General features: G+C 72.1%; 27 protein-coding genes. 17 read left to right on the top strand and 10 right to left on the bottom strand.

The annotated features are described in order from the left end of the window. Positions 1–15 precede the first annotated feature (15 nt). Positions 16–1,191 carry a DUF4419 domain-containing protein gene (locus DB32_RS43745; protein ID WP_053238612.1) on the top strand — a complete coding sequence of 392 codons (1,176 nt, stop codon included), beginning with the start codon at positions 16–18 and terminating at the stop codon, positions 1,189–1,191. Between the two features lie 3 nt (positions 1,192–1,194). Here DB32_RS43745 and DB32_RS43750 read toward each other — a convergent pair whose 3' ends face one another. Both DB32_RS43750 and DB32_RS43755 read right to left on the bottom strand, forming a co-directional pair. Next, positions 1,195–1,443: a hypothetical protein gene (locus DB32_RS43750; RefSeq protein ID WP_053238613.1), complete on the bottom strand. Its 249-nt coding sequence runs from the start codon at positions 1,441–1,443 to the stop codon at positions 1,195–1,197. 129 nt (positions 1,444–1,572) lie between these two features. Beyond that, positions 1,573–1,938: a DnaJ family domain-containing protein gene (locus tag DB32_RS43755; RefSeq protein ID WP_053238614.1), complete on the bottom strand. Its 366-nt coding sequence runs from the start codon at positions 1,936–1,938 to the stop codon at positions 1,573–1,575. A gap of 85 nt (positions 1,939–2,023) precedes the next feature. On the opposite strand from DB32_RS43755, the gene rsgA reads away from it, so the two are divergent. From rsgA to DB32_RS43775, 4 genes are all read left to right on the top strand, one after another. Then, complete coding sequence (gene rsgA, locus DB32_RS43760; protein ID WP_053238615.1) at positions 2,024–2,947, top strand: ribosome small subunit-dependent GTPase A; 924 nt, start codon at positions 2,024–2,026, stop codon at positions 2,945–2,947. 36 nt (positions 2,948–2,983) lie between these two features. Next, a complete protein-coding gene (locus DB32_RS43765) occupies positions 2,984–4,189 on the top strand; it encodes a hypothetical protein (protein ID WP_053238616.1) in 1,206 nt (401 codons plus the stop codon). Between the two features lie 305 nt (positions 4,190–4,494). Continuing rightward, positions 4,495–5,697 (top strand): hypothetical protein, encoded by a 1,203-nt coding sequence (locus DB32_RS43770; RefSeq protein ID WP_053238617.1) that lies wholly within the window; start codon positions 4,495–4,497, stop codon positions 5,695–5,697. A gap of 14 nt (positions 5,698–5,711) precedes the next feature. Next, positions 5,712–6,107, top strand: coding sequence for an STAS/SEC14 domain-containing protein (locus DB32_RS43775; protein WP_053238618.1), 396 nt, complete (start codon positions 5,712–5,714; stop codon positions 6,105–6,107). A gap of 122 nt (positions 6,108–6,229) precedes the next feature. On the opposite strand, the gene DB32_RS43780 is transcribed toward DB32_RS43775, so the two are convergent. Then, positions 6,230–7,477: a hypothetical protein gene (locus DB32_RS43780; protein WP_053238619.1), complete on the bottom strand. Its 1,248-nt coding sequence runs from the start codon at positions 7,475–7,477 to the stop codon at positions 6,230–6,232. Positions 7,478–7,575: 98 nt separating this feature from the next. Here DB32_RS43780 and DB32_RS43785 point away from each other — a divergent pair, with 98 nt between their 5' ends. Further along, positions 7,576–8,031, top strand: coding sequence for a Fur family transcriptional regulator (locus DB32_RS43785; RefSeq protein WP_053238620.1), 456 nt, complete (start codon positions 7,576–7,578; stop codon positions 8,029–8,031). Here DB32_RS43785 and DB32_RS43790 read toward each other — a convergent pair whose 3' ends face one another. Continuing rightward, positions 8,032–8,967 (bottom strand): tetratricopeptide repeat protein, encoded by a 936-nt coding sequence (locus DB32_RS43790; protein ID WP_053238621.1) that lies wholly within the window; start codon positions 8,965–8,967, stop codon positions 8,032–8,034. Between the two features lie 52 nt (positions 8,968–9,019). Here DB32_RS43790 and DB32_RS43795 point away from each other — a divergent pair, with 52 nt between their 5' ends. Genes DB32_RS43795 through DB32_RS43805 form a run of 3 tightly spaced genes read left to right on the top strand, consistent with a single transcriptional unit; the run spans position 9,020 to position 10,505 of the window. After that, complete coding sequence (locus DB32_RS43795) at positions 9,020–9,721, top strand: glutathione S-transferase family protein (protein WP_053238622.1); 702 nt, start codon at positions 9,020–9,022, stop codon at positions 9,719–9,721. Continuing rightward, the gene (locus tag DB32_RS43800; protein WP_053238623.1) at positions 9,718–10,053 is read left to right on the top strand and encodes an ArsR/SmtB family transcription factor; all 336 of its coding nucleotides are present in this window, start codon (positions 9,718–9,720) and stop codon (positions 10,051–10,053) included. The genes DB32_RS43795 and DB32_RS43800 overlap by 4 nt, the downstream gene beginning before the upstream one ends. Continuing rightward, positions 10,050–10,505: an SRPBCC family protein gene (locus DB32_RS43805; protein WP_053238624.1), complete on the top strand. Its 456-nt coding sequence runs from the start codon at positions 10,050–10,052 to the stop codon at positions 10,503–10,505. The genes DB32_RS43800 and DB32_RS43805 overlap by 4 nt, the downstream gene beginning before the upstream one ends. A 3-nt stretch (positions 10,506–10,508) precedes the next feature. Here DB32_RS43805 and DB32_RS43810 read toward each other — a convergent pair whose 3' ends face one another. Together DB32_RS43810 and DB32_RS43815 are read right to left on the bottom strand one after the other, a co-directional pair. Then, the gene (locus tag DB32_RS43810; protein ID WP_053238625.1) at positions 10,509–11,507 is read right to left on the bottom strand and encodes a helix-turn-helix domain-containing protein; all 999 of its coding nucleotides are present in this window, start codon (positions 11,505–11,507) and stop codon (positions 10,509–10,511) included. A 97-nt stretch (positions 11,508–11,604) separates the two neighbouring features. Then, on the bottom strand, positions 11,605–12,567 hold the full coding sequence (locus DB32_RS43815) for a hypothetical protein (RefSeq protein ID WP_053238626.1): 963 nt from the start codon (positions 12,565–12,567) through the stop codon (positions 11,605–11,607). Positions 12,568–12,713: 146 nt separating this feature from the next. Here DB32_RS43815 and DB32_RS43820 point away from each other — a divergent pair, with 146 nt between their 5' ends. Together DB32_RS43820 and DB32_RS43825 are read left to right on the top strand one after the other, a co-directional pair. After that, positions 12,714–13,196 carry a metallophosphoesterase family protein gene (locus DB32_RS43820; RefSeq protein WP_053238627.1) on the top strand — a complete coding sequence of 161 codons (483 nt, stop codon included), beginning with the start codon at positions 12,714–12,716 and terminating at the stop codon, positions 13,194–13,196. Positions 13,197–13,211: 15 nt separating this feature from the next. Further along, positions 13,212–14,078 carry a M50 family metallopeptidase gene (locus DB32_RS43825; RefSeq protein ID WP_053238628.1) on the top strand — a complete coding sequence of 289 codons (867 nt, stop codon included), beginning with the start codon at positions 13,212–13,214 and terminating at the stop codon, positions 14,076–14,078. A gap of 7 nt (positions 14,079–14,085) precedes the next feature. Here DB32_RS43825 and DB32_RS43830 read toward each other — a convergent pair whose 3' ends face one another. Beyond that, positions 14,086–14,577, bottom strand: coding sequence for an SRPBCC domain-containing protein (locus DB32_RS43830; RefSeq protein WP_075097770.1), 492 nt, complete (start codon positions 14,575–14,577; stop codon positions 14,086–14,088). A gap of 98 nt (positions 14,578–14,675) precedes the next feature. Then, positions 14,676–15,023, bottom strand: coding sequence for an ArsR/SmtB family transcription factor (locus tag DB32_RS43835; RefSeq protein WP_053238630.1), 348 nt, complete (start codon positions 15,021–15,023; stop codon positions 14,676–14,678). A 100-nt stretch (positions 15,024–15,123) separates the two neighbouring features. On the opposite strand from DB32_RS43835, the gene DB32_RS43840 reads away from it, so the two are divergent. Together DB32_RS43840 and DB32_RS43845 are read left to right on the top strand one after the other, a co-directional pair. After that, positions 15,124–15,486, top strand: coding sequence for a VOC family protein (locus DB32_RS43840; protein WP_053238631.1), 363 nt, complete (start codon positions 15,124–15,126; stop codon positions 15,484–15,486). A 13-nt stretch (positions 15,487–15,499) separates the two neighbouring features. Continuing rightward, positions 15,500–15,934 (top strand): LIC_13387 family protein, encoded by a 435-nt coding sequence (locus DB32_RS43845; protein ID WP_053238632.1) that lies wholly within the window; start codon positions 15,500–15,502, stop codon positions 15,932–15,934. Here DB32_RS43845 and DB32_RS43850 read toward each other — a convergent pair. Beyond that, positions 15,891–17,129: a hypothetical protein gene (locus tag DB32_RS43850; RefSeq protein WP_053238633.1), complete on the bottom strand. Its 1,239-nt coding sequence runs from the start codon at positions 17,127–17,129 to the stop codon at positions 15,891–15,893. The genes DB32_RS43845 and DB32_RS43850 overlap by 44 nt on opposite strands. Before the next feature lie 570 nt (positions 17,130–17,699). On the opposite strand from DB32_RS43850, the gene ltrA reads away from it, so the two are divergent. The 3 genes from ltrA to tsaA all read left to right on the top strand — a co-directional run bounded on the left by ltrA (position 17,700) and on the right by tsaA (position 20,215). Next, a complete protein-coding gene (gene ltrA, locus DB32_RS43855) occupies positions 17,700–19,151 on the top strand; it encodes a group II intron reverse transcriptase/maturase (RefSeq protein WP_205627138.1) in 1,452 nt (483 codons plus the stop codon). Positions 19,152–19,265: 114 nt separating this feature from the next. Continuing rightward, on the top strand, positions 19,266–19,655 hold the full coding sequence (locus DB32_RS43860) for a PaaI family thioesterase (RefSeq protein WP_053238634.1): 390 nt from the start codon (positions 19,266–19,268) through the stop codon (positions 19,653–19,655). A 74-nt stretch (positions 19,656–19,729) separates the two neighbouring features. Beyond that, positions 19,730–20,215: a tRNA (N6-threonylcarbamoyladenosine(37)-N6)-methyltransferase TrmO gene (gene tsaA / locus DB32_RS43865; RefSeq protein WP_053239168.1), complete on the top strand. Its 486-nt coding sequence runs from the start codon at positions 19,730–19,732 to the stop codon at positions 20,213–20,215. Here the strand turns inward: tsaA and DB32_RS43870 are convergent, their stop codons facing one another. Beyond that, positions 20,216–21,169 carry a LysR family transcriptional regulator gene (locus DB32_RS43870; RefSeq protein WP_053238635.1) on the bottom strand — a complete coding sequence of 318 codons (954 nt, stop codon included), beginning with the start codon at positions 21,167–21,169 and terminating at the stop codon, positions 20,216–20,218. A 79-nt stretch (positions 21,170–21,248) separates the two neighbouring features. Here DB32_RS43870 and DB32_RS43875 point away from each other — a divergent pair, with 79 nt between their 5' ends. Next, entirely contained in the window at positions 21,249–22,043 is a 795-nt protein-coding gene (locus DB32_RS43875; RefSeq protein WP_053238636.1) for an SDR family NAD(P)-dependent oxidoreductase, read from the top strand. The last annotated feature ends 59 nt before the right edge of the window (positions 22,044–22,102 follow it).

Raw genomic sequence — 22,102 nt, forward strand, 5'->3', positions numbered from 1 at the left:
CGTAGCATCGCCGGCATGGGCACGACGTTCGCGGTGAGCCGGGTGGAGCGCGCGGGATCGCCACTTCCGACGATCGACGCGCGCGATGCGATCGAGTCGCTCTCGCGATCGCGCGTCGAGGCGTGGTCGCGTCCATCGTGGGCGGTCGCGCGCGCGTTCGAGTCGCGACCCGAGCTCGTCGATGGCGCGTGGGTCGAGCGCCACGTCGCGATCCACCCGTTCGTCGCGGCGGTGCACGCGGCGTTCGACCAGCACCGGCCGCTCGAGCTGTCGCCGGACGCGGTGTGGCTCTGCATCGCGCAGGGCTTCGCGACGCACGTGCAGACGAACGCGGACCGACTCCGCGCGCAGCTCGTGTCGCACGAAGGGCGAGAGACGATCGTGGTGCGGCGCGACGACTTCGTGCTCGGCTCGCCCGACAACCCGTGGCCCGAGGTGTTCACCGCGCTCTCGACGCAGGTCGCGGAGCGCACGGGGGATCTCCACGCGCTCGTGGTGAGCGACTTCTCGACCACCGACGCGACGTCGCGCGCGGCGAGCGAGATCGCGCTGCTCGCGGCCGCGCAGCCGTACTTCGGCTACCAGATGCACTCGCTTTGCGGCATCCCGGAGATCACGCTCACCGGGACGACCGACGACTGGCGGGCGATCGAGCGACGCGCCGCCGCGCTCTCGCGCTTCGATCTCTCGTGGTGGACGGACGCGCTCGCGCCCGTGCTCGCGCAATTCACCCGCGCATCGCAGGGCGATGTCGACGTCGCGTTCTGGGAGTCGCTCTACAAGCTGAAGAACGCGTCGGGCGGCCCGTACGTGACCGGATGGATCAACGTGCTGCTCCCGTACGTGGGCGGGCGTGACGAGGCGCGCCGCGGGCGGTTCAGCAAGGCCGAGCTGGCGGGCGCGAGCAAGGCCGAGCGGGCGCGCGTGATCGCGGAGCTCCTCGCGCGCGACGCGACGATCCGCAATTCCGCGGTCGAGTCCTGGCAGCAGGGCCTGTCCTCGCCGCTCGGCGGAGGCCCGACCACCGACGCGTTGCCCTCCGGGCTCTCGTGCGTGCCCTTCCTCTGGAAGTTCCTCGCGACCGAGCACCGCATGGAATTCCTCGGCGGCTTCGTGGGCGTCGGGCAAGACCCCGCGACGATGCGGGTGCGACCCGAGCTCGGCTGGGCGGTGCGACCGGCGCCGCGCTGACGGTCACGCCGCGGCCGCGAGATGGATCTCGCGCCCCTGCGCCGCCGACGACGCGAGCGCGAGACCGACCAACGTCAGCCGGCAGCGCACCGCGTCTGCGAGCCCGCGCACCTCGAGCCCGCGCAGCGCGGCGCGCGTCTCCTCGACGCCGAGGTCCAGACGACGCGCGATGCGCTCCACGTTCGCCGGCCGATTCGCACGCGCGAGCTCGAAGAGGACCACCAGCACCGAGACCATCGTGTTCTTGTCCATGCGTCGGACCCTACCCGCGCACCTGAACACGAGTCCAGTTTTGTGCGTTCAGTGCTCGCGGCTACTGAACATCGCGTCGAAGCTCTTGAATTCAGGCATGAATTCGCCTCGCTCACGGCGCGTGTGTGTTCAGTGGTCGTCTTCGTCGGGGAGATTTCCGCGCTCGGGCGCGAGCAGGATCGCTCGACCGGTGCGCTCCAGGAGGACGTTCCGCTCGATTTCCGCGTCGCGCAGCGCACGCCGCAGCTCCGAGCGCTCGTCGTCGCTCGTCGCGTTCGCGAGCGCGCCGCGCAGCTGCTCGACCTCGATCATGCGATCGACCTCCGGCGGCGCGCCGCCGACGCTCGCCGCGACGCGCGCGTCCATCCGCGCCTCCGCGGGCAGCCCCGAGAGATCGTCGTCCTGCATCGGACGACCACGACCGCGCAGTCGATCGAAGACCCCGCGCGCTCTCGCCTCGCGGATGCGCGCTTCGATCAGATCGACCCACCGCATGCGCAGAGCATGAGGCGCGCGGCGCGTCTCGTCAGCACGCGCCCACGTGGCCACGCGGCTTCGCGTCTCGTAGCCTGCGCGACGAATGAGCGATCGGATCACGGGGCGGGTGCTGCGCGCGACGGCGGGGTTCTTCCGCGTGCGCACCGCCGAGGGCGACGTCGAGTGCCGCATGCGCGGTCGCCTCAAGAAGGAGCGCGCGGACACCGATCTCGCGGTGATCGGCGATCTCGTCGCGATCGAGAAGAGCGGCGACACCGGGGTCATCGTCGAGGTCGAGCCGCGCGGGACGAAGTTCTCGCGGCTGCATCCGACCTCGCGCGGGCGTGCGATCGAGGACGTGCTCGTCGCGAACCTCGATCAGGTGCTGCTCGTGTTCTCGGCGAGCCTTCCGCGCATGAACCCGCGGCTCGTCGATCGGTTCCTCGTCGTCGCCGAGCACAACGACGTCGCCGCGGTGATCGTCGCGACGAAGATGGACGAGCCCGAGGCGCACGACGCGCGCGAGCGCTTCGGTGTCTACGAGCGCATCGGCTATCCGGTGCTCTACACGAGCGCGAAGGAAGGCGTCGGCGTCGACTCGGTGCGCGCGCGTCTCGCGGGGCGCATCTCCGCGCTCACCGGACCTTCCGGCGCGGGCAAGAGCAGCATGCTCAACGCGGTGCAGCCCGGGCTCGCGCTCGCGGTCGGCGAGATCGGCGACATGGTCCGCAAGGGTCGTCACACCACGCGCGTCGCCGAGCTGCATCCGCTCGAGGGCGCCGAGGACGGCTTCGTCGCGGACACGCCGGGCATCCGAGAGCTCGCGTCGTTCGCCATCCCGCCGCGCGAGCTCGCGCGCTGCTTCGTCGATCTGCGCCCGTTCCTCGGCGACTGCGCGTTCGGCGACTGCGTGCACGATCGCGAGCCCGAGTGCGCGGTGCGCGCCGCCGTCGAGCGCGGCGAGATCGCGCCCGAGCGATACGACAGCTACCTGCGCCAGCTCCGGGGCGAAGATCTGCGCGCCTGACGTCGACGAGATACGCTGGTCCGCTGGAGGTGGGCCTTGCTCGGACGTCCCTGGACCGGCGCGATGATCACGACGACGCTCTCGCTGGCGCTCGTCTCGGGCTGCGACTGCTCGGGCGATACCGGTGGCGGTCCATGCGCGACCACGCCCGAGTGCGACGACGGCGAGGTGTGCGTCGAGGGGCGGTGCGCGCCTCGCGACGACGGCGGCGCGAGCGACGCGGCGATCACCGGCGACGCGATGCGGCCGACCGGCAACGACGCCGGGCCGTGCCGCGCGATCAACGCCGAGTCCACGGTGGAGTCGATCCCGGTCGACATCATCATCGTGATCGACAACTCGGGCTCCATGGACGACGAGGCGGCCGAGGTGCGCCGCAACATCAATCGCTTCGCCGAGATCATCGCGGCGAGCGGGCTCGACTATCGCGTCGTGCTCATCAGCCGCGAGGACGGCGACACCGGCGTGTGCGTCCCCGAGCCGCTCGGCTCCGGCGAGCCCGACTGCGCGAGCGGGCCCGAGGGACGCTTGCTCGCGATCCACGAGTCCGTCGGCTCGCACGACGCGCCCGACCTCGTGCTCGAGCACTACCCCGAGTACCGCGACTTCCTGCGCGCCGAGGCCGCGAAGGTGTTCCTGTGGATCACCGACGACGAAGCGGACGAGTACACGGCCGACGAGTTCCGCGCCGCGCTCGCCGACCTCGAGCCTGCGGGGATGTTCGAGCGGACGATCCACGACGCGATCGTCGGGTTCTACGGCGACGCGCCCGCGGACTGGTCGGACGAGGACACCGGCACCTGCGACACGCTCGCGAACGTCGGCACGACCTACCTGCGCCTCGCGGCCTGTCTCACCGACGGCGATGCGCCGATCGCCGGCTGCATCAGCGGCAGCCGTGGGCGCGTCTGCGAGACCGACTGGACGGTGATCTTCGAGGACATCGCGCGCGGCGTCGTCGCGGGCGTGCCGGTCGTGTGCGAGTTCGAAGTGCCCGATCCGCCCGAGGGCCTCACGCTCGATCTCGACGCGATCGGCGTGACCTATCGCTCGGGCGACGCCGTGCGCGCCGAGCTGACCCGCGTGGACGGAGCGGGTGCGTGCACTGCGAGCGGCTGGTACTTCGACGATCCCGTCGCGCCCACCACGATGTCGCTCTGCCCCGACGTGTGCCGCACGGTGCAGGCCGATCCCGACGCGCGGCTCGACATCGCGCTGGGCTGCGATCCGCGCCTCGACTGAGCGAGTGTCCAAGTCGCTCGCCGGCGCAGAGCCCTCCGTACGCGTGCGGCGCACGCTGCCGTGCGGGCGCTGCGCCAGCGAGCACTCCAGCTGGACTGATCGGCTCGCCCGCGCAGAGCCCTCCCGTACGCGTGCAGCGCACGCTGCCGTGCGGGCGCTGCGCCAGCGAGCACTCCAGCTGGACTGATCGGCTCGCCGGCGCAGAGCCCTCCCGTACGCGTGCGGCGCACGCTGCCGTGCGGGCCCTGCGCCAGCGAGCACTCCAGCTGGACTGATCGGCACGCGGCGTGCGGAGCAGGGTCCGCATGCACTTCGGAATCGCAGGAGAATCGCCGAGATCGCGCGTCGAGAGCGCGCGCTCCGCGATCGAGACCTGGTCGGCGACCGCGCGATGGAGGCACGGCGCTGCGGCGTGGTGGTCGCAGCGCGCGTCGCTCGCGAGCTCGCTCGTGGCGCTCGCGCTCGGCTGCGGAACGACGCCGAGCACCGAGCTCGACGCCACCGTCCCAGCTGCGCAGGACGCGGCGCGCGACGACGACGCGGGCGCGTCCGATCCGATCGACGCGAGCGCGCCTCCGACGTGTCCGTGCTTCGACGGCGAAGGCACGTACTGCGAAGCATCGATCGCCGCGCGCGCGGCCGCGGAGGGCTGCGTCGTCGGCGACGTGGGCGCCGAAGGAGCGCGTGTCTTCGCGTGCGACGCGTCGGGATGGCGCGCCGGCGAGGCGTGCGCGAACGGATGCGAGATCGGCGAGAGCGGCGCGAGCGCAGCGTGCGCGCTGCCGGAGTGCGAGTGCTTCGTGCGGAGCGCGTGGTGCGGCGCGAGCGCCGCGCGTCACGGCCTCACGCTCGACCCGCCGTGCCGCGTCCCGCTCGCGGCCGATCACGACGACGACGTGCTCGGGTGCGACGGCACGACGTGGATCGTGCAGAGCGAGTGCGAGGAGGGCTGCCACGAAGCGCCCACCGGCACCGCCGACGCGTGCAACGAGGATCGCGGAACGCCCGCGGATCCCGGCTGGCCCGACTGCCCGCACCGCGCGCTGCTGCACTACGGCATCCACCCCGAGGCCTCGGATCGCCTGCGCTGCGCCGGCATCACCGCGGACCGCATCACCCAGACGATCGGCAACGCGGCCGCCTCCGCGGGCTTCCACGCGTCCGACGGAACCGCCGACGGAATGCCGTACACCGCCGCGATCGATCTGCGCACGCGCGACATGAGCGAGAGCGAGATCCGCGTGCTGCTCGATCGCCTCGGCACCCACGGCTTCGCGGCGTGGTACCGCAAGCCGGGCAGCGACGGATGGCCCTCGAGCCAGGCGCCGCACATCCACGCGGTGTTCGCGGGCGTGCCGATGAAGTCGGAGCTGCGCAGCCAGGTGCGCGACTTCCTGCTCGGCCGGAACGGCCTCTCGTCGCACGATCCGTATCGGTTCTGGACCCCGAGCCCCGCGATCCTCGAGACCGTGCGGCTCCTCTACTCGCGCAACTACACGCCGCCGTAGTACCGTCGCCGGACGTGGCATCCATCCGCTTCGACGACTCGCAGTTCCCGCTCGTCGTGACGGAGTGGCCCGACGGCGAGATCACCGACGCCGAGCTCGAGCAGTGGATCGCGAAGTGCACCGCTGGCTGGCCACGGGGCCGTCAGATCACGCTGCACCTCGGGATGCGCGCGACCGGGCTCACGTCGCTGCAGCGAAAGCGCATGAGCGAGTTCGCGAAGACGAACGAGCGCATGCTCGCGAAGGTGATCGTCGCGACCGCGATCGTCGCGGACTCGCCGGTCGTGCGCGGGATCATCACCGCGATCAACTGGCTCGCGCCTCCGCCCTACGCGCAGCGCGTGTTCGCGCGTCGCGGCGAGGCGGAGACGTGGCTGCGCGAGCAGCTCGCGGCCGATCGCGCCGCGTGAGACGCGTTTTCGGGTCGCGGCTCGCGGCGTCTCGAGCACGAGCAAGCGGGGTGGGGGCCCGCGCGTCGTGTTTGGGGTGGCGGCCCCGATCCGGCTTCGCCGGTCGGGGGAGGGGCGCAAGCTCAGCGCTCTTCGACGTGGACGAGCGAGCTCCACGTCTCGAGCGCCCACTCGCGATCGTCGTCCTTCGTGATCACGACCGTGCCGAACGCGGCGTGCGCGCCGAGCGCGGCGTGCGCGTGGAGCTGCACGAGCCGCTGCCCGTCCTCTTCGCCGTCCGCGAAGCGCGCGACCGCGCGCAGCGGACCGCGATCGAAGCCCATCAGGTCGCCCTCGCCCTCGATCTCCGGGAGCGCAGCGAGCGTCTTGTCGCTGCTCGTCGTGCCCTCGACCTCGAGCGAGTTGAACCACACCGATCGCGACGCGTCCCACGCGACCCAGGTGCCGCGCTCTTCCCAGCGCTCCGCGAGCTCGCCGGGCACGCGCATCGACCAGCCGCCCGAGAGCGTCACGCGCACCGGGTTGCGGCGGTAGCCGATCGCCGCCGCGGGAGGCAGCGCGCTCGCGCGCAGGTGCACGCGCGTCGCGCGCAGCGAGTCCTCGCCGAGGCGCTCGAGCAGCTCGCTCTGCTCGCGCCACGGCCACTCGAGGTCGGGCGCGAGCGTCTGCCCACGATCGAGCCAGCCGAGGACGCGCTCGAAGAGCGCGCGCTCGGCGTCGAGGATCGGAGGGCGCCACCGCACGTCGATCCACATCGCCGCGATCGCCGCGTCGCGCAGCGTCTTCGCGGTCTCGCCGTGCTCCCACCACGGGAAGACGTCGATGCCGTCGCCGGGCGTGCGCGCGACGCGCTCGATCCACGCGACGTCGCGCGGTCCCATCGGCGTGGCGAGCACGCCCGGGTGCTCGAAGATCGTGCCCTCCGGCAGCGAGAGCTGCACGCCGCGGACGCCGCGCGCGTGAAGCGAGAGGATCTCCATCGCGGTGGTCGCGAGCCAGATCTTCGTCGCGTCCTCGAGCGCGCGGCGATCGCGCGACTCGAAGTAGCCGCTCTCGTCCTCGACGTGATCCCACGCGATGCCGAGCGCGTCGCTCGCCGCGTGGAGCAGCTCCGCGACGTGCGCGTGGTAGCCGGGCCCCGCGGTGCCGGTGGTCGCCTCGACCACGATCCGGCCGCGCCCGACATCGATCACGCGCAGCGGCTCGGCCGCGGGATGGATCGCGAGCGCGAGCAGAGGTCGTCCGTCTTCGTCCTCGGCGCGGCTCGCGAGCGGCACGAACGCGCCTCCACGCGAGGTCGCGAAGGCCTCGATCGCATCGAGCGCGCCGCTCTCACGACACGCTCCACGCAGCAGGATCGCGGTGCCCATGGCGGCGCGAGCCTGACGCGCGCGCGTGCGCCGGTCGAGCCCGCCGCGCCACGCATTCCGTGGTAGGGTGCCCCGATCGTACGCACTGCGTTGGAACGATGACTTCGAACACCACGATCTCGCGAATCGAGCGACGCTGCATCGAGAAGGGGCTTCGGATGACCGAGCAGCGCCGCATCATCGCGCGCGTGCTCTCGGAGTCCGACGATCACCCGGACGTCGAGACCGTCTACGCGCGCGCGAGCGCGGTGGACAAGCGCATCGGGCTCGCGACGGTGTACCGCACGCTGCGCCTGTTCGAGGAAGCGAGCATCCTCGAGCGCCACGACTTCGGTGACGGCCGCGCGCGCTACGAAGAGGCGCCCGAGGAGCACCACGATCACCTGATCGACGTGCAGAGCGGGCGCGTCATCGAGTTCACGAGCCCGGAGATCGAGGCGCTCCAGAAGAAGGTCGCCGAGCAGCTCGGGTTCCGCCTGATCGATCATCGCCTCGAGCTCTACGGCGTGCCGATCGGCAGCGAGACCGAGGTCGATCCGCGCAAGAAGAGCTGATCACTCGAGCTCGCTCGCGCGCTGCCACATCCGCTTCGCGTCCTCGGCGCGGCCCGCGAGATCGTGGGCATCGCCGAGCAGCTGCGGGAACGTCGGATCGCTCGGGAACCGCGCCATCGCGGCCTCGCACAGCGCGACCAGCTCGTCGGAGAACGAGGGAGCGCGCAGCGGGCCGCGCTCGAGGTCGAACCCGAGCGTCCCATCGGGGCGCACGCGCGCGGTGGAGAACGACACGTTCACGTGCATCGCGCGCGAGAGCACGCGCGCCTCGACGCGCAGCGGTCGCGGATCCTCGGGCGCGAGCTCGCGCGCGATGCGCGCGGCTTCGATCGCGCGCCACGTGCGGCCGTGCGGCGTGATGTCGAGCTCGCCGCGCGGGGGCAACGCGGCGAGGCAATCGGCGAGATCGAGCGCGGCGCCGGGATCGCGCGGTCGCAGCGCCGTGATGCGGCGGAGCAGCGTCTCGCTCGCGTCCATGCGGCCGAGGTGCCGCTCGAGGATCGCGCTGCAGCGCAGCGCGGGCACGAAGTCGCGATCGATCGCGAGCGCGGCCCCGAACGCGGCGCGCGCGTCGTCCTGCCGGCGGCTCTGGAAGAGCGCGATGCCGCGGTTCGTGTGCGCCTCGGGATGGCGCGCGTGGAGCGCGAGGCTCGCGTCGTAGTGAGCGATCGCGTCGTCGGGCCGGCCGAGCGCGAGGAGCGCGTTGCCGGCGTCGTAGTGATCGACGTACGAGGGCTCGAGCGCGATCACGCGGCGGAACGCGGTGAGCGCATCGCCGTGACGTCCGAGCGCCACGAGCCACACGCCGCGTCGACGCAGTCGATCGACGCGCTCGCCGCCGGTCTCGATCAGCGCGTCGAGGGCCGCGAGCGCGCCCTCGCGATCACCGGTGTCCCATCGTGCGTCGATCGCATCGAGCTCGGGGTCGATCACCATCGTCTCCGCAGATTTCGCTTGCAAACGTGGGCTCCCGCGAATAGTAAGCTGTATGGCTAACAAACGCTCGGGCGCGCGTCCGACGCTCTACTACCACCCGCTCGCGTCCTTCTGTCACAAGGTGCTGGTCGCGTTGTACGAGAGCGAGATCGACTTCGAGCCCCGCCTCGTCGACTTCGCCGATCCCGCGTCGAGCGCGGAGCTCTTCGAGCTCTGGCCGGTGGGCAAGATCCCGCTGCTGCGCGACGGCGATCACCTCGTGCCCGAGACCACGATCATCGTCGAGCACCTCGCGCTGCATCACGCGGGCGCGCGTGCGTTGATCCCGAGCGATCCCGCGCTCGCGCTCGAGGCGCGGCTCTGGGATCGCTTCTTCGATCTCTACGTGGGGGTGCCGATGCAGCGGATCGTGCTCGAGCGGCTCCGCCCGACCGACCGGCGCGATCCGCTGGGCGTCGACGAGGCGAGGGCCGCGCTGCGCACCGCGTACTCGATGCTCGAGCAGCGCATGGCCACGCGCACCTGGGCCGCGGGCGACTCGTTCGGGCTCGCGGACTGCGCCGCGGCGCCCGTGCTCTTCTACGCGGAGATCGCCGAGCCGTTCTCGAGCACGCACCCGAGGGTGGCCGCGTACCTCGAGCGTCTCCTGAAGCGCCCGTCGTTCGCGCGCGTGCTGCGCGAGGCGAAGCCGTACCTCGGGCTCTATCCACTGCGCGACCAGATGCCGGCGCGCCTGCTCGCGGCATGCGAATGAGCGCGGCGGTCGTCTCGCTCGAGCGCACGTTCCACGCGCTCGGTGATCCCACGCGGCTCGGCATGGTGGAGCGGCTGAGCCGCGGGCCGGCGTCGGTCACCGAGCTCGCGGCGCCGCTCACGATGGCGCTGCCCTCGGTGCTGAAGCACCTCAAGGTGCTCGAGGAGGGCGGCGTCGTTCGCTCGGAGAAGGCCGGCCGCGTGCGCACGTATCGACTGCAGCCCGATGCGCTCGCCGCGATCGATCGCTGGGTCGCGCAGCGGCGCGATGCGTGGAACGCGTGCTTCGATCGCCTCGATCGGATGCTCGCCGAGGAGGACGAGGAGTCATGAGATCGGCCGATCATTCGACGTTCGTGATCGAGCGCGTGCTCGCCGCGTCCCCGGCGCGGGCGTTCGCGGCGTGGTCGGATCCCGAGAAGAAGCGGCGCTGGATGTCGTGCCACGACGATTGGAGGCTGATCGACGATCGCCTCGACTTCCGCGTCGACGGCGCGGAGATCCGCGACGTGCGTCGGCCCGACGGAGTCGTGCACGCGTTCCGCGCGCGCTACCTCGACATCGTGCCCCTCGAGCGCGTCGTCTACGCGTACGAGATGCGGGTCGGCGACGCGCGCACCTCGGCGTCGCTCGTGACGGTGGAGCTCGCGCCGTCGGGTGCGAAGACACGGATGCGGTTCACCGAGCAGGTCGTGTTCTTCGACGGTCACGGCGACGTCGAGGAGCGCCGCCGCGGCACCGAGATCGGGCTCGATCAGCTGGTCGCGATGCTCGACGGCGCGTGACGCTCACTCCGGCGCGCGATCGAGCACCTGCAGCATCACGCCGACGAGCACCACGCGCTCGGGATCGCGCGCGCCGGCGAGCGTCGCGTCGAGCCGCTCGTAGAGCTCGGCGAGCCCGCGGCGCAGCGTCTCGAGATCGGACTCCGCGACCGACACGAGGTGGAAGCGCGTGACGTCGCCCGGCACCCGCGCGGTGCGATCGGCGGCGACGCGCGCCCAGTGCTGCTGCAGGCGCGCGACGGTCGCCCGATCGTGCCGCACGTCGACGCGGCGATCGTGGAGCACCTCCCACTTGCCGCGATGTCTGCGGATCGCGCCTGCGGCCTCGAGCAGCTCGAGCGCGCGTCGCTCCTGTGCGACGTCGATGCCGACGCGCTTCGCGATCCATCCCTCGCGATGCCGCGCGAGCCGCCGGTAGTCGCGCAGCGTGAGCACCGGGAGCACCACCGCGAACGCGGGATCTTCGCGGAGCAGCGCGCGCTGTGCCTCGATGCGCGCGTGCTCGTGCGCGACCGCGGGGATCGCGGCGGGATCGGCGAAGCACGCGACGAAGTCGACGAGCCGGTGCGTCGTGAGATCGACGATGCGCAGCAGATCGCCGAAGCGCGGCGCGGTGCGACCGAGGGCCCAGCGCGCGACGGTGGTGCGCGTCTCGCCGAGCGCACGCGCGACCTCGGTGTGCGTGCGCTCGTCGATCAGCGTGCGCAGGATCGACGCGACGAGCTCGGGGCCCGCGGGCTCGCGCGCCGCGATCACCGCGTCGAGGCGCGCATCGAACGCGACCAGCGCGGCGCGCACGTCACGACCCACGCGACGCGCGAGCCGCAGCACTTCGTGGGCGGGGGGCGCGCGCTTGCCGGACTCCCACCCGGTCAGCACGTTGACGCGGTAGCCGAGCCGCGCCGAGAGCGCGCGCTGCGATCGTGCGCCTCGCAGGGCGCGCACGATCTCCGCGCTCGCGGCGCGTGCATCGAAGGGCGTCGACGTACGCTCGGTGGTCATCGGCTATCGAACGAATCGGCTCGCCCGCCGGGCCCTACCGTCCGCGCGCTTCGCGCGCTCCCGTCGGGACCGGCGGGACGAGCACTCCTGCGGGTGCTCATCCTTCCGGGAGCTCGCAGGCGCGCTCCGGCGGGTAGCGATAGAGCTCGGAGCGCGCGGTGAACGTCGCGGTGAAGGGCCGCGTCTGCTCCGACCCGTAGTGCAGCGTCGCGTCGATCGTGCCCTCGATCACGCCCGCCTCGTCCCGGGTGATCGTCACGTCGAGATCGTCCGGCCACGCGAGGATGTCCGCGCTCCAGATCTCGCCGACGCTGCCGTCGTAGTGCTGGATCTGCAGCGGCTCGACCACGCCCTCCGCCGAGATCGTGAAGCGGAGATCGACCTGCACGAACCCGCTGTCGCCGCTGCGGCGGAAGAGCAGGGTGAGCGTGCGCCCCTCGCCCGGATCTTGGTCGATCGCGTGGCCCTCGGGGTCGACGTCGATCTCGTCCTCGATGCCGCCGAACGTGAAGTCGATGCGACCCTCACCGAGGCCGGTGAGGCGCTCGGGGTAGGGCGTCGGATCGTGCAGCGCGACGAACGTGCCGAGCGCGCGGAAGCTCTGCGAGATCGTGGTCTCGGTCACCTCGCACGACTCGAGCAGCAGCCAGCCTTCGTCGGTCTGCGCCGCCATCTCCATGCGCGGTCCGCCGTCGTGCGGGAGCACGACGGTGACCGAGTCCGAGAACAGCACGCCGGGCGCATCGAAGATGAACGCGGGGCCCGCGAGCACGTGGGGCGCGAGCGGAGCCGGCGGGCTCGCGACGCGCTCGATCGAGAGCTCGGCCGCGCTCGCCATCGCGCCCGGCGGGACGACGAGCGACGCGCCGTCGCAGTGCGCGAGCGTGCCGCCCTCGGGGCCGATCGTCGCGGTCACGCGCGCGCCGCATCCGCCGGCGTCGCTCCCCGCGTCGGAGCCGCCCGCGTCGCTCGCGCCGGCATCGCTGCCCGCGTCGATCGCGACCGAGGCGTCGGGCGTCGCGGCGCCGTCGTCGTCGCCGCACGCCGAGAGGAGGAGCACGCAGCACGTGAGTCGCAAAAAGCGCGTCATGACCTCTGGCGTGGACCACTCGCGCGCGCGGGTCAACGACGCAGATGCACGTTTAGGGCGCGCAGACGCGCTCCAGCGTGCACGTCCGTCACCATCGCGGCCTTAGATCGCTGGAGATGCAGGTCGGTCTGATCTCCGACACTCACGGGCTGGTGCGCCCCGAGGCGCTCGCCGCGCTCGCGGGCGTCGCGCGCGTCGTGCACGCGGGCGACGTCGGAGGACGGCACGTTCTGGACGCGCTCTCGGCGATCGCGCCGGTGACCGCGGTGCGCGGCAACAACGACGACGACGCGTTCGGGCGCACGCTGCCCGAGCGGGCGACGATCACGCTCGGTGGCGCGCGCGTCCACGTGGTGCACGAGCGCGCGCACGTCGCGCTCGACGAGCACGTCGCGCTCGTGGTCACGGGTCACTCGCATCGGCCCGCGATCGAAGCGCGCGACGGAGTCACGTGGATCGACCCGGGCAGCGCGGGGCCGCGCCGGTTCTCGTTGCCGATCACGATCGCGCGCATCGAGATCGTGCGCGGCGTGGTGCGCGACGCGCGCATCGTGACGCTCGACGTCGCACCGCCGCGCGGCAGGGCTCGGAAGCGCTGATGCATCCGCCCGCGCATGGCGTACGCTCGCGCCGTGCTCGGCCTCGTGCTGTCCGCGATCGTCCTCTCGCTCGTCGGTGCGCTCGCGCAGCGTGGCGCGGCGGCGATGCTCGGCGTGCCGGCGCGCCTCGTGCTCGGCACCGGGCCACGCATCGGGCCGCGTGATCGCGAGCCGGGGCCGATCGAATTCCGGCCGCTCCCGGTGTGGGTCTCGGCGCGCATCGTCGACGTGCGTGGCGGGCTCGGCCGCGCCGTCGCCGCGCTCGCGGTCGGCCCGATCGCGATGTTGCTGCTGCCCGCGGCGATCCTCGTCGTCGCGGTGGTGGAGCGCGGCGCGGAGGAGATCGATCCCGGTCCGCCGCTCGTCGTGGGCTTCGTCGAGGAGGGATCCCCCGCGCACGTGGCGGGCATCGCGCCCGGCGACGTCGTCGAGTCGGTCGACGGACGCGCGATCGACACCCTCGCGTCGTTGATCGACGCCGTGCGCGCGCGCGGCGGGATCGAGACGCCGGTCGTGGTCCGGCGCGGCGAGACGCGGCGCGAGGTCGCGCTCGTGCCGCTCTCGATCGGTGATCGCGCCGTGATCGGAGTGCGCGCCCGACCCGAGCGGCGCGCAGTCGGGGTGGGCGAGGCGATCGCGGTGTCGGCGCGCGCGGTGGTCGGGCTGTGGCGCAACCTGATCTCGTCGGTCGCGCCCGACGATCACGACGGAACCGAGCCGATCGTGGGCCCGGTGGGCCTGCGCGGCGCGCGCGACGGCGCGCTCGACGGAGCGACGCGCGTCGCGCTGATCGCGCTCGCGTGGACCGCGGTCGCGCCGCTGTGGGCGATCGTCGCGAGCATCGGCTCGGCGATCGCGTTCGTCGGCGCGCGTCGGCGTTGAGCCTCGCTCAGCGCGGCACGCAGCCCGGGCCCTCGACCGGCGGCAGATCGTGCTCGCCGCGCGCGAGCGCCTCGAAGCGCGAGAGCACCGGGCCCCAGCCGCCCTCGAAGAGGCCACGCACGAACGACGCACGCGCGCCGAGCCGCTCCCACTGGCGATGCTCGAGCTCGACGCGCGTCGACGTGTCACCGGTCGACGTGAAGCGGACCTCGACCTCGGTCGCGGCGGTCTCGGGCGCACCCGGGTGCCACGAGAACACCGCGCGCGCGGGCGCTTCGAGCACGCGGAAGCGGCCCCAGTCGGACTCGTCGCCGGTGTCCGATCGCTCGTAGAGACGACCGCCGACCCGCGCTTCCACGTGGCACGAGAGCGCGCGCTCGAGGCCCACCGAGCGTGTGCGCAGCGGCCACCACTCGGGCAGGCGCCGCACGAAGAGATCGAACGCGGCATCACGGGCGAGCGGCACGTCCACGGAACGACGGAGCGGGGGCAACGACATACGCGAAGTCTCCTCCTGGAGACCCCTAGAATGTCCCGAAATCGACCGCGCCGCGCGCCGGTCGAGGACCCCCGCGGTTTCGAGGATCGCGCGAGCGCTCAGCGTCGCTTCGGCGCGCGGGGCGTCGGCGCGCGTGACGCGGCCTCGGACTCGGCGATCGCGGCGTTCTGAAACGCGGTGAGCACGTCGTCCCAGTAGCCCTCGATGTAGCCGCGCAGCAGCGTCAGCCCGCGCAGATCGAGCCCGTAGAAGTTGTGACGGCCGCTGCGCTGCGGGCGCACGAGCTGCGCGTCGACGAGCACGCGCAGGTGCTGCGAGACCGCGGGGCGGCTCACGTCGAAGTCGGTCGCGATGTCGCCCACCGAGCGCGGCCCGTGACGCACCGACTCGAGGATCGCGCGACGCGTCGGATCGGCGATCGCGGCGATCACGGTTCCCACGTCCATGCCGTCAGCGTGGAGGAGCGAAGTGGCGCTCGCAACCACGATTCGCTTGACGCTCGCCGCGCGAACACGTAAGTCATGACTAACCAGTGAGGAGGACGAGATGAGCCATCCGGTGATGCACTTCGAGCTGATCGCAAACAGCCCCGAGCGCCTGAAGCGCTTCTACGCAGGGCTCTTCGGCTGGCGCGCCGAGGACCAGGAAGGCATGGATTACGCGATGATCCGCGCCGGGGAGGGCCGCGGCATCGACGGCGGGCTCGGCGGGACGAGCACCGGGCTGGCGCCGGGCCTCGCGATCTACGTGCAGGTCGACGACGTCGACGCGCACCTCGCGCGGGCGCGCGAGCTCGGCGCGAGCGAGGTGCTGCAGGAGCCCTACGACGTGCCGGGCTTCGGTCGGTTCGCGGTGCTCCGCGATCCCGAGGGCAATCGCGTGGGGCTCTGGGCGCAGCCGCGCGGCTGAGAGGAGCGGTACGATGCGAGATCGCCTCACGACCACGCTCTTCCTGCGCCTCGCCGCCGTGCTGACGGTGCTCTACGCGCTCGGCCACACCTCGGGCTATCCGTGGACGCCCGCGCTCGGGCCCGAGCACGCCCCGGTGATCGAGCAGATGCAGACGCTGCGCTTCGAGGCCGAAGGGGCGATCCGCACGTACTGGGACTTCTACGTGGGCTTCGGCGTGATCATCAGCGGGCTGATGATCGCGCTCGGCGTCGTGCTCTGGCAGCTCGGCACGCTCGCGCGCGAGGACGCGCTGCGGGTGCGCCCGATCGCCGCGACGATCGCGATCTCGTTCGCCGTCAATGCGGTGCTCTCGCAGCTCTACTTCTTCGCGCTGCCCACGATGTTCGCGGTCGCGATCGTCGTCAGCACGGTTGCGGCGATCGCGCTCGCGCGGCGCGCGAGCTGAGCTCGAGCCGCAGGAGGCGCACGCGGTCGCGATCCTCGTCACGCGGCAGGACGAGCGCGAGCAGACGCTCGGCGTCGTCGAGGTCGCCGGTGCCGCACGCGATCTCGGCCGCGCGCAGCAGCGCGAGCGACGCCTCGTCGCGATCGACCGTCGCGCGCGCCGCGCGCTCGTGGACGCGCCACGCATCACGCGCGCGGCCCGTCGCGAGCAGGTGCGCGCCCGCGACCGACGCGGCTCGTAGATCGTCGGCGAACCGCTCGACGAGGCGAGCCACCGCGGTGTCCGCGGTGCGCGTCAGCCCGCGCTGCGACGCCTGTCGCACCACGACCTCGAGATCGGCGACCGGCGTCTGCGACGCGCCGGTCATCGCATCGAGTGCCTCGACGAAGAGCGCCTGTCGCGCGTCCTCGCGCTCTCGCGACGTCTCGGCGATGCCGCCGAGCGCGCACACCCACTCGGGGGTCCTCCAGGTCGCCCACGTCGCGATCGTCGCGGCCTCGTCGAGCGCTTCGTCGAAGGCGTCGTCGGCAGGCGCGCCGAGCACGATCTTGCCATCGCCGCCGAAGAGCGGGCCCGGGGTCGCCATCGCGGGCCGCAGCAGCGCGATCGCGTCGTCCACGCGTCGCGCGACGAGCAGGAGCGCGCCCTCGCGTCGGAGCGCGCGCGCCGCTCGCCTCGGCTCTCCGCCCGCGAGCGCGGCGGCCTCGCGCACCGCGGTGAGCCCTTCGTCGATCGCGCGCGCTTCGTGCGCGCGCTGAGCGACGAGCATCAGCGCCTCGAACCGCATCGTCGCGCTCGCGCCGCGCAGGTCCGCGACGAGCGCGCGCAGCGCGGGCAGCGCGTCCGGTCCGGTGCGGGCCTTCGCCTCCTGGAGGCGGAGATCGAGCACCGCGGGATCGTCGGCGGGACGCGCGCGCCGCACGCCCTCGGCGATCCACGCTTGCACGCGCGCTCGCGCCTCCCGTCCAGCTGCGGCGGAGATCGTGTCGATCGCGACGTCGATCCCACGCGCCGTGCGCCTCCGCCACGACGCGAGCTCGGGATCGAGCGCCAGCATCGCGTCCACCAGCGGCGCCGGCGCCGCATCGCCGGCCCGAACGTGCGCGAGCAGCGCCTTCCAGGCGGTCGCGTCGCCCTCGTGCAGCGCGGCGACCGCAGCCCGGTCGCCGGCGAGGAGCGCCTCGAGATCCGTCATGCGACGGAGCGTACGCCGAGCGCGCGGCGGTCTTCTCCTCGCCGGCAAGCCATCACGTTCGCGCTATCTTCGCGCGCGATGGTGCGTCGTGACGCAGACGAAGGTCGAGCCGTAGGGCCGACGTCTGCGCGCTGCGCTTCTCCTGCGGGTGAGAGTCCCGCCTCGGTAGGCGCCGGAGCGCCGAGTAGCAGGCCCCGGGCGTCGGGAGAGATCCCGTCGTCCCGAGCGGGGCGTCGAAAGCCCGTCAGGCAGCGAGAGCTGTGCAGCGGGGAGCAAGATCGCGGGCCGCAACATGAAGTGAAGCCTGCAGCCTCGTCAGATGAACAATCCGAGAGCCGAGCCGCTCATTTCACGGCGAAGGCCACGCTCGAAGCGTCTGTTCCGGAGCGCGCATCGAGTCTCGGCGGGGTATGGGGCGCAGCACGCGATCACGGAGAAGCGCGGAACACGAGAGGCCCGTCTGCGCAGCCCTCGTCGGGGCGAAGCGCGCCGTATAAGCCGAAGGCGAAATCGGCCGCCGCGCAGCGGGAGTCCGAGGGGATCGTAGTACCGCACGGCATCGCCACGGCGATGTCGACGAACGTCGTGCAGAACAACGCGACGGGAGGGAAGGGTCCCTGGGGCAGTCACGTCGAGGAAGCAGGTAAGCGCGAGGGAATGGCCGGCAGGACCGGACCTAACGACCCCGGCGGCCGTAGGCCGCGCGAAGAAGTGCGACAACTGCAGAGGCGACTGTGGGTCGCGGCCAAGCGAGCACCTGGAAGACGTTTTCACGCTCTTTATGACCACATCTGGAGGAGTGACGTCCTTCGGGAAGCGTGGAAGCGAGTCGAGGCGAACAAGGGCGCGGCGGGCGTCGATGGCCGGACGATCGCCGAGGTGAAGCAGTACGGAGTCGAGCGCTTCCTCGAAGAGCTCGGCGACGCACTGCGGAGCAAGACGTACCGGCCCGAGGTGGTGCTGCGCCGGTACATCCGGAAGGCAGATGGAAGGAAGCGGCCGCTGGGGATTCCGACGGTCCGGGATCGAGTGGTCCAGATGGCGGCGAAGCTGGTGCTGGAGCCGATCTTCGAGGCGGACTTTCTTCCGTGCTCGTGGGGCTTCCGGCCGAAGCGGGGCGCGCTGGGTGCGCTGGAGACGCTGAGGAAGCTCGGCGCGAAGGGGCATCACCACGTGCTCGACGCCGACATCCGCGACTACTTCGGGAGCATCGACCACGACAAGCTGATGAAGCTCGTCGCTCGACGCATCTCGGATCGGCGGATGCTCAAGCTGGTGCGGCAGTGGCTCGAAGCGGGCGTGATGGACGGGGGCGTCGTGACTCGCAACGTCGCGGGAACGCCGCAGGGCGGAGTCATCTCTCCGCTGCTCTCGAACATCTACCTGCACGTGCTCGACGTGACGTGGATGCGCAGGAGCGCCCCGCCCGGGACGCTGGTGCGCTACGCGGATGACTTCGTCGTGATGTGCAAGACGAAGCGCGAGTGCGAAGAGGCAGAGAGGCGCATTCGAGTCATCCTCGGGCGCCTCGGTCTCGAGCTGCATCCGGACAAGACGAGGCGAGTCGAGCTCTACGATGGCAAGCAGGGCTTCGATTTTCTCGGACATCACCTGCACAAACGCATGAGCGGAGCGCTGTGGGAGAAGAAAGGCAGACGCCTCTATTTCCTGCATCGCTGGCCGTCCGCGCGCGCGATGAAGCGGGTGAGACAGCGCGTGAAGGAGCTGACCCCGAGGAGGCGGTGCCACGCGGATCTTCGCGAGGTGATCGCCGATCTCAACCCCGTGCTGCGGGGCTGGGGCAACTACTTCCGCACCGGAAATGCCGCCAAGAAATTCAACCAACTCGACAGCTACGTCTGGCGTCGGCTGCGGGACCTGCGCGTGGAGCGCAAGGGCCGGCATCTGAAGCCGGGGGAGTCGAGCAGGTGGACGCGCGAGTACTTCTGGAGCCTCGGACTTCATCGCCTGCGAGGGACCGTGCAGTACCCCGAGCGAGCCTTCTTCCGGGAGGTCGCGTAATGCAGCGACTCGAGAGACTGCCCGTAAGCCGTGTGCGGGAAATCCGCACGCACGGTTTGAACGGGGGTCTTGACCAACCGCCGGCGCAGGCCGGTAGCAGGTAAGGATCTACCAATGACGACGACCAACACGCACCTCGGGATCGATCGACGGCTCTGCGGAGAGCCGGTGTCGCTCGGCGAAGGCACCGCGACCGTTCGTTTCGTCGCGAGCGCGGACATGGCGGCCGACGATCGCGGGCTCGTGCACGGCGGGTTCGTGTTCGGCCTCGCCGATCACGCGGCGATGCTCGCGGTGAACGATCCCTTCGTGGTGCTCGGCAGCGCGGAGACGCGCTTCCTCGCGCCGGTGCGGGTGGGCGAGGAGGTGATCGCGACCGCGACGCGCACCGAGCAGAAGGGCAAGAAGCACGTGCTCGCGGTGAGCGTGAAGGTCGGCGAGCGCGAGGTGCTCTCGGGCACGATGACCGCGTTCGCGCTCGACGCGCACGTGCTCGATCGATGACGCGCCACACGCCGCGTCGGCCTCCGCAGGACCACACGAGCGCGTTCTCGCCCGGCGAGAGCGCGCGCTTCGTGATGGAGCCGATCGCGATCGCGCACACGCCGTACAAGGAGCGCTTCGGCACGCCGCACCAGGCGACGACGGTGCGCGGCACGCGCGAGGGCGAGCCGCTCGAGGCGACGATCGAGCTCCTGCCGCACGTGCCGGTCGAGGCGCTGCGCTCGCTCGAGGGCTTCGAGCGGGTGTGGCTGATCTACGTGTTCCACATGAACGAAGGGTGGAGCGCGATGGTGCGGCCTCCGCGCGGACCGCGCGTCAAGCGCGGGGTGCTCGCGACGCGCTCGCCGCACCGGCCGAACCCGATCGGGCTGAGCGCGGTGCGACTGCTCGGCGTCGAGGGGCGCACGCTGCGCGTTCACGGTCTCGACCTGCTCGACGGGACGCCGGTGCTCGACATCAAGCCGTACGTTCCGTACGCGGACGCGTTCCCGGAGTCGCGCGCGGGCTGGGTCGACGAGGTCGACGCGATGGAGCGCGAGCAGCGCGACGACGACGACTGATCACCGCGCGCGAGCGCGCGGATGTGCGGGCACCAGCGCGGGGCCGAGCGCCTCGATGACGAGATCGACGAACGCGCGCACCTTCGCGGGCGCGGCACGACCGCTCGCGTGAACGACGTGCACGGTGCGGCGCGGAAGGCTCGCGCGTGGGAGCACACGCTCGAGCGCGCCGCGCTCGAGATCGTGCGCGACGAGGTACACCGGGAGCGCTGCGACGCCGGCGCCGGCGAGCGCTGCGCGATGCAGCGCGCCGAGGTGCGTCGAGAGCAGCGCGATCTGCGGGCGCACCACCTGCGCGCGACCGGCGACGGTGAGCGTCCATCGGCCGCGATCGAGCGAGTGCGCGAGATCGAGGCAGCGCCGCGACTCGAGGTCGCGCGGCTCGCGGATCGGCGCGACCGACGCGAGCCAGCGCGGGCTCGCGACCAGCACCGGCTCGTACACGCCGAGCTTGCGCGCGACGAGCCCGCTCGAGCGGAGCGAAGGCGCGATCCGGATCGCGACGTCCACGCGCTCCGCGACGAGATCGACGTAGCGATCGGCGAGCACGAGATCGATCGAGAGCGCGGGGTGTCGCTCGAGGAGCGTGGCGAGGTGCGGCGCGAGCAGCTCCTGACCGAGCAGCGTCGGCGCGCTCACGCGCAGCAGACCGCGGATCTCGCGGTGCTCGCCGCGGGCCTCGCGCGCCGCGCGATCGACCTCGGCGAGGATGCGCTCGGCGTGCTCGGCGTAGCGCGCGCCGGCGGGCGTCGGGGCGAGCGACCGCGTGGTCCGCCGCACCAGCGGCACGCCGAGCTGCTGCTCGAGACGCGCGAGGCGCTTGCTCACCGCGGACGGCGTGAGGTGGAGCGAGCGCGCCGCGGCGGCGAGCGAGCCCTCGGCGAGCGCGCGAACCAGGATGCTCATCGCGAAGAGCGTGTCGTCGTCGTGCCGCTCGATCGGTCGTTCCAGCACGGAACGACTGTACGGCGGATTCGTTCCTGGCGCGCGCGACGCGGATCGCGCCAAGGTCGATGCCGGAACGGAGGCGAGGATGGAGCTCGAGCTGTCGGGAAAGCGTGCGCTGGTCACCGGGTCCACGGCGGGGATCGGGCGCGCGATCGCTGCGCGTCTCGCGGCGGAAGGCGCGGAGGTGATCGTGCACGGGCGGACCGCCGCGCGCGTCGAGGAGGCGATCGCCGCGATCGTGCCGCAGGCGAAGGGCGCGCGTCCGCGCGGGCTGGTCGCGGACCTCGCGACCGCGGAAGGCGTCGCGCGCGCGATCGCGGAGGTGCCGGAGGTCGACGTGCTGGTGAACAACGTCGGCGCGTACGAGGCGGTGCCGCTCGAGTCGCTGGAGCGCGCGAAGTGGGAGCGCCTCTTCGCGATCAACGTGATCTCGGGCGCCGAGCTCGCGCGCCATCACCTGCCGCGCATGCTCGCGCGCGACGCCGGGCGCATCGTGTTCATCTCGAGCGAGTCCGCGCTGCAGGTGCCGTCCGAGATGATCCACTACGGCGCGACGAAAGCTGCGCAGTCGGCGCTCGCGCGCGGGCTCGCGGAGCTGACGCGCGGCACGCGCGTGACGGTGAACAGCGTGCTCGCGGGACCGACGCGCTCCGAGGGCGTCGAGCGCTTCGTGGGCGAGCTGGCGCAGGCGCGAGGCACGAACGAGCAGGAGGTCGAGGCCGAGTTCTTCCGCACGGTGCGGCCGACGTCGCTGATCCAGCGCTTCCTCGCGCCCGAGGAGATCGCGGACGTGGTCGCGTTCCTCGCGAGTGCGCGCGGCGCGGCGATCTCGGGCGCTGCGGTGCGAGCCGAAGGCGGGCTCCTCAAGGGCGCGTTCTGACTCGCCTTTCGCGCTTTTAATCGTCGGCGAGATCGAGTAGCCACGTGGCCCGAGTTCTT

The sequence above is a fragment of the Sandaracinus amylolyticus genome, from assembly GCF_000737325.1.
Taxonomy (GTDB): domain Bacteria; phylum Myxococcota_A; class Polyangia; order Polyangiales; family Sandaracinaceae; genus Sandaracinus; species Sandaracinus amylolyticus.

Excerpts from the sequence above, each read along its gene's own strand:
- DB32_RS43745 (WP_053238612.1), top strand. The coding sequence starts at position 16 with ATGGGCACGACGTTCGCGGTGAGCCGGGTGGAGCGCGCGGGATCGCCA.
- DB32_RS43750 (WP_053238613.1), bottom strand. The coding sequence starts at position 1,443 with ATGGACAAGAACACGATGGTCTCGGTGCTGGTGGTCCTCTTCGAGCTC.
- DB32_RS43755 (WP_053238614.1), bottom strand. The coding sequence starts at position 1,938 with ATGCGGTGGGTCGATCTGATCGAAGCGCGCATCCGCGAGGCGAGAGCG.
- rsgA (WP_053238615.1), top strand. The coding sequence starts at position 2,024 with ATGAGCGATCGGATCACGGGGCGGGTGCTGCGCGCGACGGCGGGGTTC.
- DB32_RS43770 (WP_053238617.1), top strand. The coding sequence starts at position 4,495 with ATGCACTTCGGAATCGCAGGAGAATCGCCGAGATCGCGCGTCGAGAGC.
- DB32_RS43780 (WP_053238619.1), bottom strand. The coding sequence starts at position 7,477 with ATGGGCACCGCGATCCTGCTGCGTGGAGCGTGTCGTGAGAGCGGCGCG.
- DB32_RS43785 (WP_053238620.1), top strand. The coding sequence starts at position 7,576 with ATGACTTCGAACACCACGATCTCGCGAATCGAGCGACGCTGCATCGAG.
- DB32_RS43790 (WP_053238621.1), bottom strand. The coding sequence starts at position 8,967 with ATGGTGATCGACCCCGAGCTCGATGCGATCGACGCACGATGGGACACC.
- DB32_RS43795 (WP_053238622.1), top strand. The coding sequence starts at position 9,020 with ATGGCTAACAAACGCTCGGGCGCGCGTCCGACGCTCTACTACCACCCG.
- DB32_RS43800 (WP_053238623.1), top strand. The coding sequence starts at position 9,718 with ATGAGCGCGGCGGTCGTCTCGCTCGAGCGCACGTTCCACGCGCTCGGT.
- DB32_RS43805 (WP_053238624.1), top strand. The coding sequence starts at position 10,050 with ATGAGATCGGCCGATCATTCGACGTTCGTGATCGAGCGCGTGCTCGCC.
- DB32_RS43810 (WP_053238625.1), bottom strand. The coding sequence starts at position 11,507 with ATGACCACCGAGCGTACGTCGACGCCCTTCGATGCACGCGCCGCGAGC.
- DB32_RS43820 (WP_053238627.1), top strand. The coding sequence starts at position 12,714 with ATGCAGGTCGGTCTGATCTCCGACACTCACGGGCTGGTGCGCCCCGAG.
- DB32_RS43825 (WP_053238628.1), top strand. The coding sequence starts at position 13,212 with ATGGCGTACGCTCGCGCCGTGCTCGGCCTCGTGCTGTCCGCGATCGTC.
- DB32_RS43830 (WP_075097770.1), bottom strand. The coding sequence starts at position 14,577 with ATGTCGTTGCCCCCGCTCCGTCGTTCCGTGGACGTGCCGCTCGCCCGT.
- DB32_RS43835 (WP_053238630.1), bottom strand. The coding sequence starts at position 15,023 with ATGGACGTGGGAACCGTGATCGCCGCGATCGCCGATCCGACGCGTCGC.
- DB32_RS43840 (WP_053238631.1), top strand. The coding sequence starts at position 15,124 with ATGAGCCATCCGGTGATGCACTTCGAGCTGATCGCAAACAGCCCCGAG.
- DB32_RS43845 (WP_053238632.1), top strand. The coding sequence starts at position 15,500 with ATGCGAGATCGCCTCACGACCACGCTCTTCCTGCGCCTCGCCGCCGTG.
- DB32_RS43850 (WP_053238633.1), bottom strand. The coding sequence starts at position 17,129 with ATGACGGATCTCGAGGCGCTCCTCGCCGGCGACCGGGCTGCGGTCGCC.
- ltrA (WP_205627138.1), top strand. The coding sequence starts at position 17,700 with ATGTCGACGAACGTCGTGCAGAACAACGCGACGGGAGGGAAGGGTCCC.
- DB32_RS43860 (WP_053238634.1), top strand. The coding sequence starts at position 19,266 with ATGACGACGACCAACACGCACCTCGGGATCGATCGACGGCTCTGCGGA.
- tsaA (WP_053239168.1), top strand. The coding sequence starts at position 19,730 with ATGGAGCCGATCGCGATCGCGCACACGCCGTACAAGGAGCGCTTCGGC.
- DB32_RS43875 (WP_053238636.1), top strand. The coding sequence starts at position 21,249 with ATGGAGCTCGAGCTGTCGGGAAAGCGTGCGCTGGTCACCGGGTCCACG.